Annotated in this window: 12 protein-coding genes; 4 read left to right on the forward strand and 8 right to left on the reverse strand. The window is 53.0% G+C overall.

Annotated features, from left to right (window positions below):
• Position 1: 1 nt before the first annotated feature.
• The 7 genes from F556_RS0120760 to F556_RS0120790 form a co-directional block, all read right to left on the reverse strand.
• A complete protein-coding gene (locus F556_RS0120760) occupies positions 2–3,922 on the reverse strand; it encodes a glycoside hydrolase family 9 protein (protein WP_020618920.1) in 3,921 nt (1,306 codons plus the stop codon).
• A 30-nt stretch (positions 3,923–3,952) separates the two neighbouring features.
• Positions 3,953–4,888 (reverse strand): carbohydrate ABC transporter permease, encoded by a 936-nt coding sequence (locus tag F556_RS0120765; RefSeq protein WP_020618921.1) that lies wholly within the window; start codon positions 4,886–4,888, stop codon positions 3,953–3,955.
• A 15-nt stretch (positions 4,889–4,903) separates the two neighbouring features.
• The gene (locus F556_RS0120770; RefSeq protein WP_020618922.1) at positions 4,904–5,836 is read right to left on the reverse strand and encodes an ABC transporter permease; all 933 of its coding nucleotides are present in this window, start codon (positions 5,834–5,836) and stop codon (positions 4,904–4,906) included.
• 83 nt (positions 5,837–5,919) lie between these two features.
• Positions 5,920–7,569: an extracellular solute-binding protein gene (locus F556_RS0120775; protein WP_020618923.1), complete on the reverse strand. Its 1,650-nt coding sequence runs from the start codon at positions 7,567–7,569 to the stop codon at positions 5,920–5,922.
• 362 nt (positions 7,570–7,931) lie between these two features.
• Positions 7,932–10,253, reverse strand: a complete 2,322-nt coding sequence (locus F556_RS0120780) for a helix-turn-helix domain-containing protein (RefSeq protein WP_020618924.1) — start codon at positions 10,251–10,253, stop codon at positions 7,932–7,934.
• Positions 10,254–10,737: 484 nt separating this feature from the next.
• Positions 10,738–10,869: a hypothetical protein gene (locus F556_RS39085; RefSeq protein ID WP_020618925.1), complete on the reverse strand. Its 132-nt coding sequence runs from the start codon at positions 10,867–10,869 to the stop codon at positions 10,738–10,740.
• Positions 10,866–11,414, reverse strand: coding sequence for a TetR/AcrR family transcriptional regulator (locus F556_RS0120790; RefSeq protein WP_020618926.1), 549 nt, complete (start codon positions 11,412–11,414; stop codon positions 10,866–10,868). Before F556_RS0120790 ends, F556_RS39085 begins: the two co-directional genes overlap by 4 nt.
• Positions 11,415–11,589: 175 nt before the next feature.
• Between F556_RS0120790 and F556_RS0120795 the strand changes: the two genes are divergently transcribed.
• Both F556_RS0120795 and F556_RS0120800 read left to right on the forward strand, forming a co-directional pair.
• Positions 11,590–12,297, forward strand: coding sequence for an NAD(P)-dependent oxidoreductase (locus F556_RS0120795; RefSeq protein WP_020618927.1), 708 nt, complete (start codon positions 11,590–11,592; stop codon positions 12,295–12,297).
• A gap of 67 nt (positions 12,298–12,364) precedes the next feature.
• Positions 12,365–12,874, forward strand: coding sequence for a hypothetical protein (locus F556_RS0120800; protein WP_020618928.1), 510 nt, complete (start codon positions 12,365–12,367; stop codon positions 12,872–12,874).
• Positions 12,875–12,891: 17 nt separating this feature from the next.
• On the opposite strand, the gene F556_RS0120805 is transcribed toward F556_RS0120800, so the two are convergent.
• A complete protein-coding gene (locus tag F556_RS0120805; protein WP_245583108.1) occupies positions 12,892–14,499 on the reverse strand; it encodes a CotH kinase family protein in 1,608 nt (535 codons plus the stop codon).
• 448 nt (positions 14,500–14,947) lie between these two features.
• On the opposite strand from F556_RS0120805, the gene F556_RS0120810 reads away from it, so the two are divergent.
• Both F556_RS0120810 and F556_RS0120815 read left to right on the forward strand, forming a co-directional pair.
• Complete coding sequence (locus tag F556_RS0120810) at positions 14,948–16,141, forward strand: serine hydrolase domain-containing protein (protein WP_020618930.1); 1,194 nt, start codon at positions 14,948–14,950, stop codon at positions 16,139–16,141.
• A complete protein-coding gene (locus F556_RS0120815) occupies positions 16,141–16,959 on the forward strand; it encodes an ABC transporter permease (RefSeq protein WP_020618931.1) in 819 nt (272 codons plus the stop codon). The genes F556_RS0120810 and F556_RS0120815 overlap by 1 nt, the downstream gene beginning before the upstream one ends.
• Positions 16,960–16,977 lie beyond the last annotated feature (18 nt).

Genomic DNA, 16,977 nt, shown 5'->3' on the forward strand with positions numbered 1-16,977 from the left:
TTCACTCCGTCGCTCCCGACGTAAACTGGAACGTACTGCTCACTGTGGAGCCATTGGCATTCCGAGCGGTGACCCGCCAGTAATACAGCGTGCCCGGCTCCAGCTCTGCCAACTCATAGGTGGTACCTGTGACCGTTGTCTGCACCAGCGGATCGGTGAAGTTAGCATCATCCGCAATCTCAACCGTATAGGTATCCGCTCCACTCGGCGCGAACGTCCGGTTGGCAATCGTCTGGGTCCAGTTCAGCGTGACAGAGGTACCTGCTAACACAGTATTATTGGTTGGTGAAGCCAAGGTAAAAGCAGCTGGCGCAGCGCCTGTAATATCCAGATGGGCCACATTGACACTATTGTTCGCGGCCGAGCTGGTGTTGACGATTTCTACCGTATGCAGGCCCGGTGTCGCGATACTCAAGCTGCCTTCATAGCTCTGCCAAGCGCCCGTCAGTGTCCATTCGGTATCCGGCACGATCTGTCCGTCCACGCGCACCCGCAACGAGACGGCGGGACCATCTCCATAGGCGCGCAAGGCAAACGAATAGTCTCCCGCTTCCGGGAAATGAACCGACCAGCGCATCGGCTGCGCGCTTTGCCAGATCTTGCCCCAGCCCAGCGGCGTCTGCTGGGCGCTGCCCGGCCAATCGGATGCCGTTTTGCGCTCATTGGCGCCTAGGGCATATTGCCCGGGGAATCGAACGGGCGCCAGCACTTTCTCCGGTGTCGTCACAGATACGGTATGGCTTGGCGGTGATTCCTGTCCCGTTCCTCCAAGCGCAGTAATATGGAATGCATAGTTGGTCTGCTGCTGCAGGCCGGTTACTTCATAGCTGACTGCTCCCGAACCCGCCGTTCCGACAAGCACACTGTCCTGGTACACCCCGTATCCCGTCAGCCCGCGGTCATCCAACGGCGGTGTCCATTCCAGCACTGCTGAAGCGTCTGTGAATGATACCACGTGCAGATTTAGTGGTGCCCCTGGGATGCCCGATGGTGTAGAGACGGAGGTCACCGTCGGCCCCGGCTGCACCGCCGTTTGTACAGCAGCCGTATGGGTGTCCGTCGTCCGGACGTAGAACTGGTGCGGGCCGCGAACATGGCTCAAGGAGAGAATATAGCGTTTGCCATCCGTCACATCGCGATCCGTTACGTCTGCTTCAACCATCGAATGCACCACGCCGTCCACAATGAGCTGTACATCATGAGGCAGATCATTGTCCGCATCCGTGTACACGACGGAATAATGAAAGGTTGTCTCCTCATCTCCAGTTAATGCATGAACCTCTGTATCGGACAAGGCCGGCGCACTGCCAGAGGTCTCGTTGCCGGCATAGATGTTGTCGATCCACACATCACCCGCCTGTGTACCTCCGCGTAGCCAGAACGTCAGCTCAATCGCGCTTTTGTTCAGGTTCGCCATCTGATCCAGATCAATCCGAAGTGTCGTCCACTCATCGGGCGCGGTCATCAGACCGCCGTTCACGTCCCGCGCGTTAATCTGAGCCTTGAATTGCAGGCCCGGATGGCGGCCGGAGTTTTTGAATGTGACATAGAGATACTGGTAACCCGACAGGTCGGCCTTGTAATGCCAAGGCTGGAACTTGGCCTGCGCCTGTGGCGAAGACGGCTCATGCGTGAAGATGCCGACTGAAACGCCGTCCTCGATTCCCCGGACATAGCTGCCGTCTGTCGTGTTGGCCGGTTGAGACCCCTGAGTCCACCAGTTCATCCACGCCAGATTCTGGCTGCCCCAGATTCCTCCGCCTTCGAAGTTATCGAATAACAATGGAGCCTCGGGACTCGGCAGTGGCGGAGCCACGGTGTAATGGGCATTTGCAGACACCACGCCTCCACTACCCTCCGTTCCTTTCGCCCTCAACCGCCCATTGGCATAGGGCCGGGAAGCGCTAGTATCCACCGCCCCCTTCCAGACCTCGCCGGTCTGCGTCATCGCCGTGTTGCCCAGTTGCACATTTGTTACACCTGGAGATGCTGCTGCAATGACCTGCACCTCGCCGGTGACGAGATCACCGATCTGCGGGCTCAGGATCGTTAGGGCATCGTCGCTTCCAGCAGGTACGGAAGGCTCATCCAGCGCGCCAAGCGCTATAATGGAGTAGAACAGGCCTGCCTGAATACTAATGCTGAACTCGTTGTAGCGCCATTGATGGACGTCATCTATCAGCATCGTCCGATCCTGATACCATGGACTTGTTACGCTATTGGGAAGGGTCGGATCCTTCACATTCGGTCCACTCACCATCGCACCAGGAATGATGATGCCTGGATTATTGGGATTACGGATTTCCGTATCGAACCGTGTGTGCAGATAGCGGACATGGTTCTCCCCTACGCCGGATACCCAGCTGGTGCTCCAAGGATTGTTGCCGAATACCCAGTACAGCCCTTTCTTGGCGGCGCTGAGCACCTCCGGGTCGCCGAACAGCTCGTAATAGCGGACCAGGTCGCCTACATACGAGACATGAGGCTCGTTCACCCCGAAATTGCTGAATTCATTCAGCACACCATAAGGTGTGTCCTCGGCCACCGACATGAAATAATCGACGCGGGACTTCAGCAGCTCCTGAATGCGCGCTTGTGTGACCGCATCCGCCACAGGATAGAGCTCGACCATGGCCATCGGCCGCATACTCCAATAATTGGTGGAGCTGATGTCCCCCTCCTCCAGCAGCGCCACTCGCTGCACCGCCCGATCATAGTAGAGCGAATCTCCGGTCAGCAGGTAGAGCTCGACCTCTGCCCACAGCATCGCGTTGGTGATATCGAGGTTCGTATGATAGCTGCCTTGCGACTTTTCCCGGTTAATGTAGGCATATTCGTAGGTTTTGACGGCTCCGGCTGCAGCTCTTGTCCTAAAAGCCTCTGCATCCGCATCCGTTATAGCATACTCATCCAGCCAAGCCTCGTAAGCGCGTGCCGCCGAAGCCATCACGCCTGCAGCTTTGAAGGAGCCTCCGATGCCGAGCCGTCCAACCGTACGGTCATCCGGATTGCCCACAGGAGACAGCGGGATATTATCCGTCAGCAGCTCCGGGTGCCGGAAGCCGCCTTTCTCCGGAATATCGAACACGGCGCCATCGAACTGGTCCGTGAACTTCAGCACATACTCCGTCGCCACACGCACCTCGTCCAGAATATCCGGGACGCCGTTATGGTCATAGTCAAATTGCACGGTATCGGACTCGACAAACCGCAGGTAAGATAGCGCCAGCTGGCCGCCCACCCATTGGTTGCCAGCGTACTTGCCGTAGTCACCCGCATCGTAATGGCCGCCTGTCAGATCGTAATGCAAGCCGGGGGCGGGCCGGGTGCCATCCAAGAGCGTGATGTCATAGGTGGCGAAGACATCGTTCTTGTCCCAGGCATCATCCAGATGTCCGGCTTGATGGTACGCCTTTGGCGACAACGGGGTGTCCGTGTAGCCGGTCGGCAGCACATCGATCGTGTCGACACTCGCCCGCAAGCTGCGGTAGAAGGCTGTCATTTCATCCCTGTAGCGCAGCCAGATGTTGTCTTCAATGAGGAATAACGGCGACTGTGCCCCTCCCGCATGCAGCCGCAAGGCGGCTCCAGTCTGCTGAAGGACGGTAAAATCAGCCGTATACACATGCTCGCCCCACACGAATCCTTCGTACTGCAAGGTCCCGTTGAACACAGCACTTCCGCCATCCGGCACAATCGAAAACGCCAGCTCGGGCAGCAAGCGTGGGGACACGACAGAGCCCAGCTTCATGTCCTCCTTGCTGTAGCCTGCCTGGGACACGGCCACCTGGACGGATGCGGCGTTGGTGGTGCTGGCAGCATTGGCAGCCTTCCCCCTGTTGCCACCAGGAATCCATACCGAAGACAAAACAAGCAGAAGGGCCAGCAGTGACAGCGTGAGCTTACGGTAGCGTACGTACAATATACACAACCTCCCGGTTTCGTTATGCGGTCAGCCTTTCAGCGAACCGATCATGACACCTTTAACAAAATATTTCTGAATAAACGGATACACGCACAGGATTGGAATGGTCGCCACAACGATCAAGGAGTATTTGAGCACCGCCGCCGCATGGGCATTTGCAATTTGCAGCTCAGGATCCATGATCATGCTGACATCCACCTGATTCATAATGAGAATCTCGCGCAAAATGATCTGCAGCGGGTAGAGCGAACGATCGTTAAGGAACATCAAGGCGTTGAAATACGCGTTCCAGTGACCGACTGCCGAAAACAGCGTAATAACGGCGATGACCGCCTTGGAGAGCGGCAGCACGAAGGAGAAAAAGAAACGAACGTCACTGCAGCCGTCGATACTGGTGGCCTCCACCAGCTCCTTCGGAATCGAGGATTGGATAAACGTCCGCGCAATAATCATGTTGTACACGGATAAGGCACCTGGAATGACCATGGCCCACATTGTGTTCAGTAGTTGGAGATCCTTCATCAGAATATAGAACGGAATCAGACCACCGCTGAAGAACATCGTGAACGTAAAGAGCATCATGAACAACCCGCGCCCCTTGAGCCCAGGTCTGGAGAGACCGTAGGCACAGGTCATCACGACACACACGTTGAGCGCAGTCCCCAGTATCGTATACAGGAAGGTGTTACCGTACGCTCGCAGGATATCCTTGTTTTTGAATACCGCCTCATACCCCTCCAGACTGAAATCAACGGGCCACAGCAGCACCTGGCCGGAGGAGACGGCGTTACCGGAGGAGAACGAAGCCGACAACACATACAACAGCGGATAGGAAACCGCAATGAGAACAAACGTCAGACAAAAGCCTGAAATGATGTAATACGCCCGATCTGAAGCCGGATGGGTAGAGAACTTCTTTTTCTTCTCCTTGTAAGCGCCCATCTGCGCTTGGGTCTTTGCCATAATTCACATTCCTTCCTACCACAAGCTGGTGTTGCTGAATTTCCTGGCGGCATAGTTCACCATAACCAGCAACGCGAAGTTAATGACAGAGTTGAAGAGGCCAATAGCGGTAGCGAATGAAAAATCCCCTGTACCGATCGTGAGGCCTACCTTGTACACATAGGTGGATATAACCTCACTGCGGGAGATATTCAGCTCGTTCTGCATCAGGAACACCTTCTCGAAGCCAACCTCCATGACGTTGCCTACCGCAAGAATCAGCATGATCGTCGCCGTGGGCAGAATGGAAGGAAAATCGATGTGTCGTACCCGCTGCAGCCGCGACGCACCATCGATCTGAGCCGCTTCGTGCAAATGCTCGTCGACAGAGGACAAGGCGGCAATATAGATGATGCTGCTCCAGCCGATACCCTGCCAGATGCCAGACCAGACGTACAGATGCTGGAAGGCTCCAGGGTTGGCGAATGCATCCGGCAGCATGTCACCTGTGAAGAACGTATACAGTGCCCCGAAGGCGCCCGTCCGCGGGTTAAAGATCTGCACCAGCATACCGACGATAACGACCGTCGAGATGAAATGGGGCATATACGAAACGGACTGGACAATTTTCTTGAATTTGAGGCCCGTAAAGGAATTTAGCACCAAGGCGAAAATAATAGGCAGCGGAAACGAAATCAGCAAACTGTACAGCGACAGACTGATCGTATTCCAGATAATCGTCTCGAACTGATAGGATTCGAAGAAGCGCCGAAAGTTTTCCAGCCCGATCCACTCACTGCCCCAGATACCGAGATTAAAGTTGTAGTTTTTGAATGCAATCTGAACCCCGGCCATCGGTACATAAGCGAAAATAATAATGTATATGGTAGCGGGGAGCAGAAACAAGTAGAGCTGCCAGCTCGGGAGAAATTCTCTCTTCGGGTGGTTTAACGTTTTGTTTGCTCGCATAAACTGGTCTCCGTTCTGGTCCGGTTGCACAATCCGGAGACAGGCGCTAAGCGCGCCTGCCCGGATCGGTCCGAACCGTCTTGTTATTCCGAACGCTCGTATGCAGCCTGGATAACCTCCAGGTATTGATCCAGCCCCATTTTGTTCAGCTCAGCCAGATAATCATCCCATTGCGTAAGTGGACGGTTACCGGTAATGAACGCAACCGCGCTCTCATTGACATAGTTATCAATAGCCGTTTTGCTGTTGGCAATGTTGCGCAGCTCTTCCGGCGTGTAGTTCAGCTTGACTATGACTTCCTCAGGGAAGGTTGGAACATATCCCTCCATGTATGCGGGACGCCAGTTCGGCACCGTATGGTCCTCGCCTTTCTTGAGGTTGGAGGCCGTGCGGCTAATCTCCAGCGGACGGTAGGCCGGGTTGGCATCATTCCAGTGCTTATTCTGCGGATTGTTCCACAGCGAAGGATTCAGCTCAGCCACGGCGGCAGCCAATCCTTGCGATTCTTCAAAAGGACCCAGATAGTCCGCCGTGACAGCCGGGTCATCGCTCCAATCCACATCTTTTTCCCCGTAACGACTTGCCAGCGACATCTCCGGGTCCAGCATGAAATCGCCAACCTTGAAGGCTAGCTCCGGATCCTTCGCGTCTTTGGTAATAAACCACAGCTGGGTTGGCAGGGATGGGCTATACGGCGTCGCTGCCAGTCCAGAAGGCCCCGTGACAGGAGGCAGCAGCGTCATCTTGCTGTCCAGCTCCGGTCCAAATGTGCTATAGCTGCCTGCTGTTACCATGCCGGCCATACCGCCTGGCACGTTGATGAGTGCCTTCAGCTGCGTCTCATCCTGCGTGAAGGATTGGGAGGAGAACAGCCCTTCTTTGACCAGCTTGTTCATGTACTCCAGCCCTTCCTTCCATTCCGGCTGGGTGAAGGCAGGATACACCTCGCCGTCCTTCACATTCATGTAGCTCTTGCCCGGATCCGCGTAGATAAATGCGTTCATCAGATAGACACGCGGATTTTGCGACCAGCCATTCAGCGAGCCCACCAGGCCGACCTCATCCCGTCTGCCGTTCTCGTTTGGATCCTGTTCTACAAAAGCCTTCAGTGTCTCGTACAGCTCATCCGTCGTCTGCGGGACGTCCAATCCCAGTTTCTCCAGCCACTCGCCGTTGATCCAGGCCCGGTTGGAGCCTTCGTTCCATTCGTTCGGCGCATAACGAGGCAGCGCATAGACCTTGCCGTCCGGTAGTTTCATGGCGTTGTAGACAAAATCCTTATCCGGAATGTTATTGAAATTGGCTGCAAGCTCCGGGTTGTTCAAATACTCATCTTGTGGGATGAACACGCCCTTGGACGCGTAATCATACACCGTCGATTCATTTAAATAGATGTTGATGACATCCGGCAGTTCTGCCCCGGAGGATACCATCAAGGAGAGCTTCGTTAATGCCTCCTCCACTTGACTCGGCAGCTCCAGAAACTCCAGCTCGACGTCCATCGCTTCCTCAACGAGCTTTGTATAATGATTGGTTTTATAATCTTCCACGTTCGGATTGGCTTGCACGGCTACCGTAATGACGGGACGCGCCCCTGTTCCTTCCCCTTCACCTGCAGGTGTCGTCGTATTCGGCTGGTTGTTGCCGGAACAGCCTGCCAGCAGACCGCCCACCATTGCAAAGGCCAGTAGAGATGCTGGCAGCTTCTTTCTTAGTTGTACTTGTTTCCTCACTCTGTATTCCTCCCTTTTAATGATTGAGCCATGAGATATCAGATCGTTGAAAAATAGTGCCTACGGTCACGGATCGTTCTTCCGATCGCTGTTGTCCCCTGATTTCTTGATCATTTGACCGCTTCAGCGGTTGAAATCAGGGGACAGCATATGCTTCCGAAGCTAGCTTTTCTGCGAAAAGCTTTCAGCCGAGCGCTTCGCTTCTCCAGAAACGATTCCGTGCCTCTTCGGCCTTTTCAAATATCTGATGGTATCGCTTTCATTCACATTGTAGAATGTAGTGCTCGCGGCGAAAACCGCTAGTTCTTGAAACCGCTGTCAGCGGGTAAGAATCGGGGCACTATCATTTTTGGATGGCGCTGTCATTCCGTATGATCGCGGTGATTTGCCCGCCATACGGTAGGTGTGACGCCGTGTTTTTTGGAGAAAGCGCGGTAGAATGTATTCTCGCTGCCGAACCCGCACTGCCGCCAAATCCAACTGTTGGCCTGCTCGGTATCCAGCAGGAACTTCTCCGCATTCGTCAACCGGATGTCCTCAATGTACTTGCCGAGGGTTTTGCCCGTTTGCTCCTTGACGAAGGAGAACACATATTTCTCGGAGATGAGCAAATCGCTGGCAATCGTTCCAGCCGACAAGCCAGGATCATTCGCGTGCTCCCCGATATAATTCAGTAGGTTGGCCTTCAGCTTGTCGTTATTGCTCTTCTTGCTGCCAATAACGACCTCACATAATTCCAGTGCTGTCCGCCGCAGCTGATCCGCGAGCCGGACGATATCCTGCGATTGATCATAGACTGGGAGCTCCAGCAGCCGCTGATCTTCGCCGACTGTCCCGCCACCGATTACGTTATAGGCACTGGAAACGGTCTGGCGGACGGAGAAAAACAGCTGCAACTGGTCCTGCTCGGGCAGCGAATAACTGACCAGCCGGCCCAGACACCCATCCATAAGCTGACTCACCAGGCTCGTTTCACCTGCAATCAGCGCATCATATAGCTTTAACAAGACGGCATTATCGAACGCGGGACCCGGATCAGCCCCAGCCATTGGCTCAAATAGGTAGACCCCGCTTGCCACTTCATTTTCGTTAATGCCGAGTGCGTATTTGGCCTGCTGATAGGCTGCCTTCGCTGCTCCCGGACCCGACATCGTCTCACTGAGCCCGATGTTAATCGTAACAGGAAGCGGCGCGTCCGCAGATAGCGAGCGGATCAGCTCGGACAAGCGGGCTTTGAGCTCCTGCCGCCCTGCCCGTTCTTCACCCGGGTCAAGGAACAGGACAAATACCGTTTCATCAGCATGAAAGTTCAGGGCTAGCGGTCGCTGACTCAGCATGGAGCCGCATCCCGCCTCCAGCCGCAGGCCCATATTTTGTTGAGCGGCTCTGGACATGGCTGGGCTCTCATCCTCTGCCCGATAGACCGCCTTCGCCACCACGAACCGATCGAATGCAGGGCCGAAATACGCGGTTGCCTCTTCTTTTTCCCGCTCCGTAAACACACCGAGGATCAGCAGATGCTTGGCAATGGAATACTTGATGGAATCGTTCAAGGCCTCAATTTGTCCGTGCTGCTCTTCATTAATCGTATGGATTTCAGTAAAGGCGTTGTTCAGATATTTGAATTCATTATTGAGGGTAAACCCGGTCTTGGTCGAGCGGGATGCCGTATCTACCAGCTTCTTAATTGAGAGCGCCTCTCTTATGGAGAACAGAAACGCCAGCAGCACGATCAACCCAACCCCCGAGACAATATAGAGCAACACCAGTTGCAGCAGCGAATTGACGTTATGCTCGAAGGAAGCGGCCGGTATACCGACCACCGCCGTTACCCCCAGCAGCTCACTCGGCTGTGACAGCGCGAGATACGACACGCCAGACACTTCAATGCCATCAACCAAGCCGCCGGTAGGCCCCACCTGTTCCAGCGGATGAGCAGCATCATAGTTGTGAGATAGCAGCATACGCCCCTCGCTGTCCGCGATATATACGAAATGATCCGTCCATTGGTCCGCATAGATCAGCTTGTCGAGCAGATCTCTGCGATCCAAATCAATGGCCAGCACGCTTTGCGGCTCAAAGGCATTGAAGTAGGAATTGTTGACGATAGCGGTCATGCCGTCGAACGGTTCGCGGCTATAATAGGAGGAATACACCTGCTCCGCCGGATACAGCTTCACGATATAGTTCTCGCCGAACAGCCGCTGCTGCCACTCCTCCGCTGACAGGTTGCTGTATTGGTAGAAGCGTCCATACACATCCTCATAATCGTCCGCAGAAATATGGTTGGAGATGAATACCGGATTGTCCTTAAAACGCAGATACGCGTTGGAGTACATGTCCTGGGTCAAGGCCAGATTTTTCAGCTTGGTCTGCACCACGTGGATATCCGGATAGTACTCACTCGAAGGGTCTCCTTTCAGAAAAAAAAGACGCTTGAACGCCTCCTCCTGACGCAGCATATTCGTAATCGTCTGGGCCTGCAGCACCTGCTGCTCCAACAGCTCAACGCCATCCAACAGCTTGGATTCACTATTGTCCAGTGTTAACTGCTTGGCCAGCCCGTAGGATTTGTAATACAGCGGAACAATCATGAGAAGCAAAATGACCAAAATCAGGCCATATTTCATGAATCGTTTGCCAAAAATCAACCCTGCTGGATGTCTCTTCATCCATTCCTTCATTGTCATTGCTCCCCCTTACCCATACTCTCTATTATGTAGAAATCGCTTTCAAAAACCCGAACTTCCTAGACATTCATGCATTCAACAATATAGCATTTTACCCTTGGGTTAAACCTTCAATTTCTGCTAACCACTGTCACAGGGTACGAATATCCTTGATATGACGGGCTTTTTGGCGTTGGAAGTAGCCACTCGGTCTGGCGACAGACCGAAGGATAGCATTCAAACAAGCTGGCGTGAAAACACAAGGTTTTCGTCCCAGTTTTATGTCTGCTGCTTCGTCCAATTGTGCCGCTTGCTGCGCTAACGGCCACCAGTGCCGCTATTACAACCAAATCGAGCTACTTTAATTTCTAACGGCCACCAGTGCCGTTATTTGTAGGTTTTTGAGGGTTCGGCAGTCTGTTTGGGCACAATAGGCGCATATATGGCCGTTAGAAATGTTCAGCCCCCTTTTCAGGGCAAATAAGGGGATATATGGCCGTTAGACGGAGCGGGGGCGGGTGGTGAGCAGGATCGGGGCCGGGTGGTGAGCGGGATCGGGAGCGGATTCCTCGCCGCTGAACCGTTCCTCCCAGCTGGGGAATCCCGGGCTGTTACCTTTGAATATAATCATGGATTAGCCTCCTCCAGATTTCGTTCCAGCAGGGCTCCCAGCCGCTGGGCCATGACGGTCGGAGAGAGTGGGCGTTCGTGCTTGAACCACCACTCCACGACACCAACGATCGCCGCACCCAGGAATTGGTGATCCACCTCCTGCGCTGTCGTGATTTCACTCTCGCTACGCTTTAACTCATCAAGGAAAAACGCCAGGAAATGGGCGCGAAAAAACGGACTGCCCTTACTCCCCAACATGGCAGAGAAGAAGAGATAGTGGTGTTCAAAATAGGCGAACCATACCTCTCCCATGCTAATATAATCGGCGTCATCCTCTGCCTTCTCACAGACCTCTCGCATCTCGTCAATATGTTCTTTGATGAGCTTATCCAGCAGATCATATTTGTCCAAATAATGAAGATAGATCGTTCTCCGGCTCACATCGGCGCGGTCCGAAATATTTTGAATGGTAATCTGATCAAACTGCTTCTCGAGCATCAACTCAATAAAGGCCCTTTTTATCGCTTCTTGAGATTTGCGTATTCTTCGATCGGTCTTCGCCACCCCTAGTTCACCAGCTTTCCTATAGAAATTGCACAATACAGGCAAAGGTGCGAATTAATACACAGAACCTGCTTTTTTAATCATGGTGAAATTTTAATTTCTGTTTACAATTATACATAGTCGTTTCTTATTACACTAGTGTGCATTTACTACGAACGAACAAAGGGGCCTATCTATGAAAATTGCAGTTATAGGAGCAACCGGTGGAACAGGGAAAAAAGTTGTAGAACGCGCCCTCGAGTTGGGGCATGAGGTGGTAGCTGTCGCCCGGCGGCCCGAAGCCGTCGCATCCGCTAACCAGCTTACAATTCGAAAAGGAGATGTATACGATGCCGCGAGTATGGTTCTTGCCATTTCCGGTGCCGATGTGGTCATCAGTTGCATTGGTCCACCCAGCAACATCTCAGAAGACCCAGCCAAGAAGGGTAACCTTCTCGTAAATCTCCGTGCGGGAATGAAAGTCATGGCAGCCAATTTCTCTCCGGGAACCATCATGTCGGAGGGCATGCCAAATGTTGTGGCGGCTTGTGGGCGCGCTGGCGTGAAGCGGCTGATTATGCAGAGTGGTATTAACCTGACCGACGGCAAAGAACTAACGCTGGGCAATCGGCTGGCTGTAGGTACGATGCGACGCATCTTTTGGCGAGCGATCAAGGACAAAGCCATGGCCGAGCATGCCGTGATGAGCAGCGGGTTGGAGTGGGTCATTGTGAGGGCATCCGTACTGCAATTTGCAGATGGTACTTTGAACTATACAGCAGGCCCTGCTGCTCGCATTGCTCCCCTCCAGGCCCTACCTTTTGCCGATTGTGCAGACAGCCTGGTGCGGGCAGCAGCTAGTGAGCCGGCGTGGACCCGCAAGATCATCAATGTTGGGCGATAATCGTGTGAAACGAAACCTCCTTCCCCTCGTATAAGAGCTTTACACGAGTGAAAAGGAGGTCGTCAGAGTGGAGCTGTATTTTAATGATCGCCTATTCAGCAGAGGCCGGTCCGAGATAAAAGACGCCAACGGCGTGAAGGCCGGAACCATAGATCTGGAGCGCGCCAGAATCTTAAAGATGACCTCGGACCTGTCTGTCTATGGACCGGACGCGCAGCTGCGCTGCTCCGCCAACTACCGCTTTAGGTCCAACCGCTGGGAGATTAGTGATGCGACTGGCACCCTGCTGGGTTGGATGAAAATCCGCGCTTCGTTCTTCAGCAAGAAGTTCCAGTATGATGCCGACAGCCGCGGTGTCTATACCATCGAGGCGCCTGCGTTCTCCCGCTCCTACACGATTGTTGATCAGAACGGGAGTCGTGTGGCCTCCTTCGAGCAAACGAACAACTGGCTGCGTCCCGGCGCGTTTCGTCTACTGAACGAGTCTCCGCTGCTCGATGATTATGAGCTGGTTGCCGTCATTATGGGCATTCACAACATTCGGAAACGCGAGAATCGGTTTGAGCCGCCGGACTAAACTAGTCGAAGCCTCCATTACGCCGCTCCTTCTCCGCTCTGCTGCTCATTGCGGAAACCAGGCGGACCACCTTGTCCTCCTCTTCCGCCGCCTCCTCCGCCCTGGGAGCCAAGAGCTTGCAAATTGACAGACGACGCATCAATCAGCGCACTGTCATCCTGCTGCTGTGCTTCCGTTGTCGACGGGATCGTCCCATCCAGCTGCCCCTGAATACTCTCTGCGCGGAGTACGCCCAATTTCTTGAGTTCGGCAACTCCCGCCGTAAACTCCTCGTAGGTATAAAACGCCGTAGGATCGTTCTTCACATATTCATCCATCAACGCGCTCATTTGATCAATCGTCTGCTCGAACTTGCCATCTGCGAAATAACCATCGACGATTTCTTGCAGGTACTGATGATAGGTGTCCAGATATTCAGGCACTTCAAGCAGCTTGGCCAGCAATGGACGCTCCTCCATATCTATGCCTGATACCGGCGTATCGATTGGGAAATTGACCACACTTGATGCGCTGCCCGCTTGGAAACCACCGAAGGCTAGGTTGTAATCCCAAGGAAGAATGCTAATCTGGCCATCGTTCTCGTACAGATAGTAGTTGTGGCCCATATTAGAAACATAGCTGTCGAGGTTAACCACCACCGTGTGAGCGGCAAAATACCGGAGCACAGCGTCCACATCCACATAGGTTTCCAAATCGTTGCCTTCAGAGAGGTTCTTTAACGCTTCAATGACGCGCTGATGATCTTCTTCATTTGTCTTGGTCTCTGCATTGTCAAAGATGGCGGAGTAACTATCAATCTCATCATCGGTATACTGAAGGGAGACGCCATTGGCCGACATCCCTCGCATGCCGCCCATGCCACCTCGATCTTCGCCGTCCTGGCCAAACATGGGTGGTACGCCATCAAAATCAGGCCAATTGCCCTCCTCTCCCTCTGGCATAGCTGGGGCCCCATCTGCTCCGTCAGGCATCCCTTGCTCGCCGGCTGCTCCCATTGGTGCTTGGCGCTCGCCATTCATACCTTCGGGCATTGGTCGCTCACCATTCATGCCCTCCGGCATCTGTCCTCCGCCAAAGCCCCCTGCGCCCATCTCCGATTCAGGCTTATACATTTCGCCCTCGCCATTAAAGACCCGGTCGCGGTAACCACTGTCCATTTCCTCTACAGCCAGATAGAAGCCCCAGGTCTCGCCGTTAAGCGAGATATCTGCAAAAGCGAATAAGGGTGCATCGACGCCGATATAAGACATGATGTCATAAGAGAGGTATTCTTTCAGACTCGTCGCATCGGAGAAATTACTGTTCAGTACGATTTTGTCGAGCCCGAGCCAAGTCTGGTCCTCCACATACTCGTCGAATTTAATTTTGAAGCTGTAGCGGTCAGTTGTATCATCCCGCACAACCGCCGAGAGACTGGAATTGCCCTTTGGACGAATACCGACATTTTCAATGGTTGTACCGTTGATGGTAATGTCTGCTGGAATATATTCTTTGTCCGCCGCATTGTCCAGCATCGTCTGCCATTCGGTTTCATCCACAGAGATTGCGAAGGTCATGATCTGCGTTTTGTCGATCTCCTCCGCATAACCCAGCGATACATTCCGGATTTCGCTATCTGAAACCACCTCAGTCGATGCAGAATCAGACGTTTCCAGGGAATTGGAACACCCCGCAAGCATCCACCCTACCGTTAGAACCAACAACAAGCATATAACCCTATGTGTTTTCTTAATCATGGTATCCTCGCCTTTCCTTCAGCTTAGCGGCTCGATCTCAAGCTCACTGTGCTGAGTATAGCGACTCAACCTTTAAGAATCCTTAACACGACATTTTGACTCTTTGTTGACCCTACCCAACAGTTATGTTGTTTTTTTATAAATCTGATTTAATTTTTCTATGGAGGGCTTCCCGGGCAGGGCTTTATACTTTTTCGAGAGATACACATTTTTTATTGAAAAATCCAATGTGTGGAAATTAAATCATAAGATCGTGCCAATTTGAGATAGCGGTTACATAGAAGACGGATTGTGTGTACCTCCCTTTGGCAGATTATATTTGAAGGAGGTTTTATTTGTGATCCACCCCTATACTCCAGGTCAAGTTGATTGTGCCCCAGAGGAAGTTGGCTATGAAGCTTCGAGAATTGAAGTGCTTCATGCTCACTTCCAGAAGTTGATGGACGAGAATAAAATTCAGTCCGCATCCTACTGTGTATCCAGGTATGGAAAAACCTTTATGCACGGCGCCATAGGCCCCCGCTCCTTCCGCAAAAACGGGGAACCTCTACTGCCGACAACGATCCATCGCGTGGCCTCGATTACCAAAGCTGTCGTCACCGTGGCTATCGCCAAGCTGGTTGAAGACGGACGACTCCGATTCGATGATCCGGTAGGCAGCTTCCTGCCACCCTTCAATGTCGCTCCGTTCAACACAATTGATGTGTACAGTCTGCTCACACATACCTCGGGCCTGTATCCGGACTGCGCTAGTATGGTGCCCTATCATAAGTCGTATTGGAACCTCATCTCCGATTATTTTCAAGGCTATGATGCTGCGAACGGTGAACCGGACTGGATTACTGCCTCCCTTGGCCTTGGGATGAACAAACAGGTTGGCGAGGAGTGGCAATATTGCTCTTATGGCTTTTGTTTGCTAGGGGAAATTATTCATAAGGTGACTGGCTATACCGCAGCCCAATATATTGAAGAACAAATCACTGAGCCTCTGGGTATGCAGGATACGCGGTTCGAGCTGACACCTCAACAAGCCAAGCGCTCCATCATCCGCAATGAAAGACGCGAGGAGCAACTGAATAATCTGATTGAAGGGCGCCTGCCTGAGCCATCCTCCTTTGAGAAGCTATGGGATACCGTTCCTCCAACCGGAGGGGGGCTGCACTCCACTCCATCTGACCTGATCCGCTTCGCGAATATGCTGCTGGGCATGGGTAAATTGGGCGACTGCAGGATGCTTGGACGCAAAACCGTGGAAAAAATAACCACCCGAACGCTACATGGCATCCCTGATTATTGCTGGGGCAGCACGAACCCTGACAGGAGCTACGGTATTGGACTGGATATGCGGACAGGTCCAGGGTACCTCTATTCCCCATCGACGTACCTTCATGAGGGCGCTGGCGCCTGCTCGATGGTGATTGATCCCACCGAACAGCTCGCGGCTGTCTGGTTTGTCCCTTTTACGGATGATGAGTGGCATGGCGATGCCTTATACAATGTAACGAATATTATCTGGTCAGGGCTCAATTAATGTCTGGCTTCAAGCATCAATGGCGGGTGTTCAAGACGGTGGCGGATGTGACCTACAAGGAATGGGGCGCCTATCGTACTCATTCCATGGTATCGATTATCGTAGGTCCCGTCTATTTTGTGGTACAGTATTTCATCTGGACAGCCGTCTATGGCGATCAGAGCTCTTTACAGGGCATCGAGTTATCCCAGATGATTCGCTACTTCGGAGCCACTGCGCTGATCGGTTATCTCATCATGGACTTTGCCGACTGGAATTTGTCCATGCTCGTTCGCACAGGCAAGTTTCTCACTTTCCACCTGAGGCCAATCCATCATCGCTCCTTCGCCTTGTTTCAGAAGGTCGGTCATCGGCTCCTGGGTTTTCTGTTTGAATTTCTCCCCTGTTTGCTTATTTTCATCTTTATCTTTGGGGTGGATATGCGGCCAGCAAGCTATCTCTGGTCGTTCCTGTCTGTTGCGCTGGCATTTCTCATGAATTTCTATGTGAACTATACCATCGGCTTGACCTCATTCTGGCTCGTCCAATCCAGCGGCATCCGTAGCGCATTTATACTGGTTGCCGGTATTTTTTCCGGGGCACTGATTCCGCTTGATTTCTTTCCGCAATGGCTTCAGATTCTTCAATTCTTCTTGCCCTTCCAGTACATTGTCTATATGCCCGCAATGGTATTTACCGGTCAGTATTCATTAGGCGGCATACAGCTTGCTATGGAACAGGTTGTCGGGCTCCAAGCAGTCGCCGTACTCATTACCTTCGGAATGAATGAGCTTGTGCGACGGCGAGCCATGAAGCAGTTTACTGCCGTTGGCGCTTAATTGACTTGTGAAGGGACA

It is taken from the genome of Paenibacillus daejeonensis DSM 15491, from assembly GCF_000378385.1.
GTDB classification, from domain to species: Bacteria; Bacillota; Bacilli; order Paenibacillales; family Paenibacillaceae; genus Paenibacillus_D; species Paenibacillus_D daejeonensis.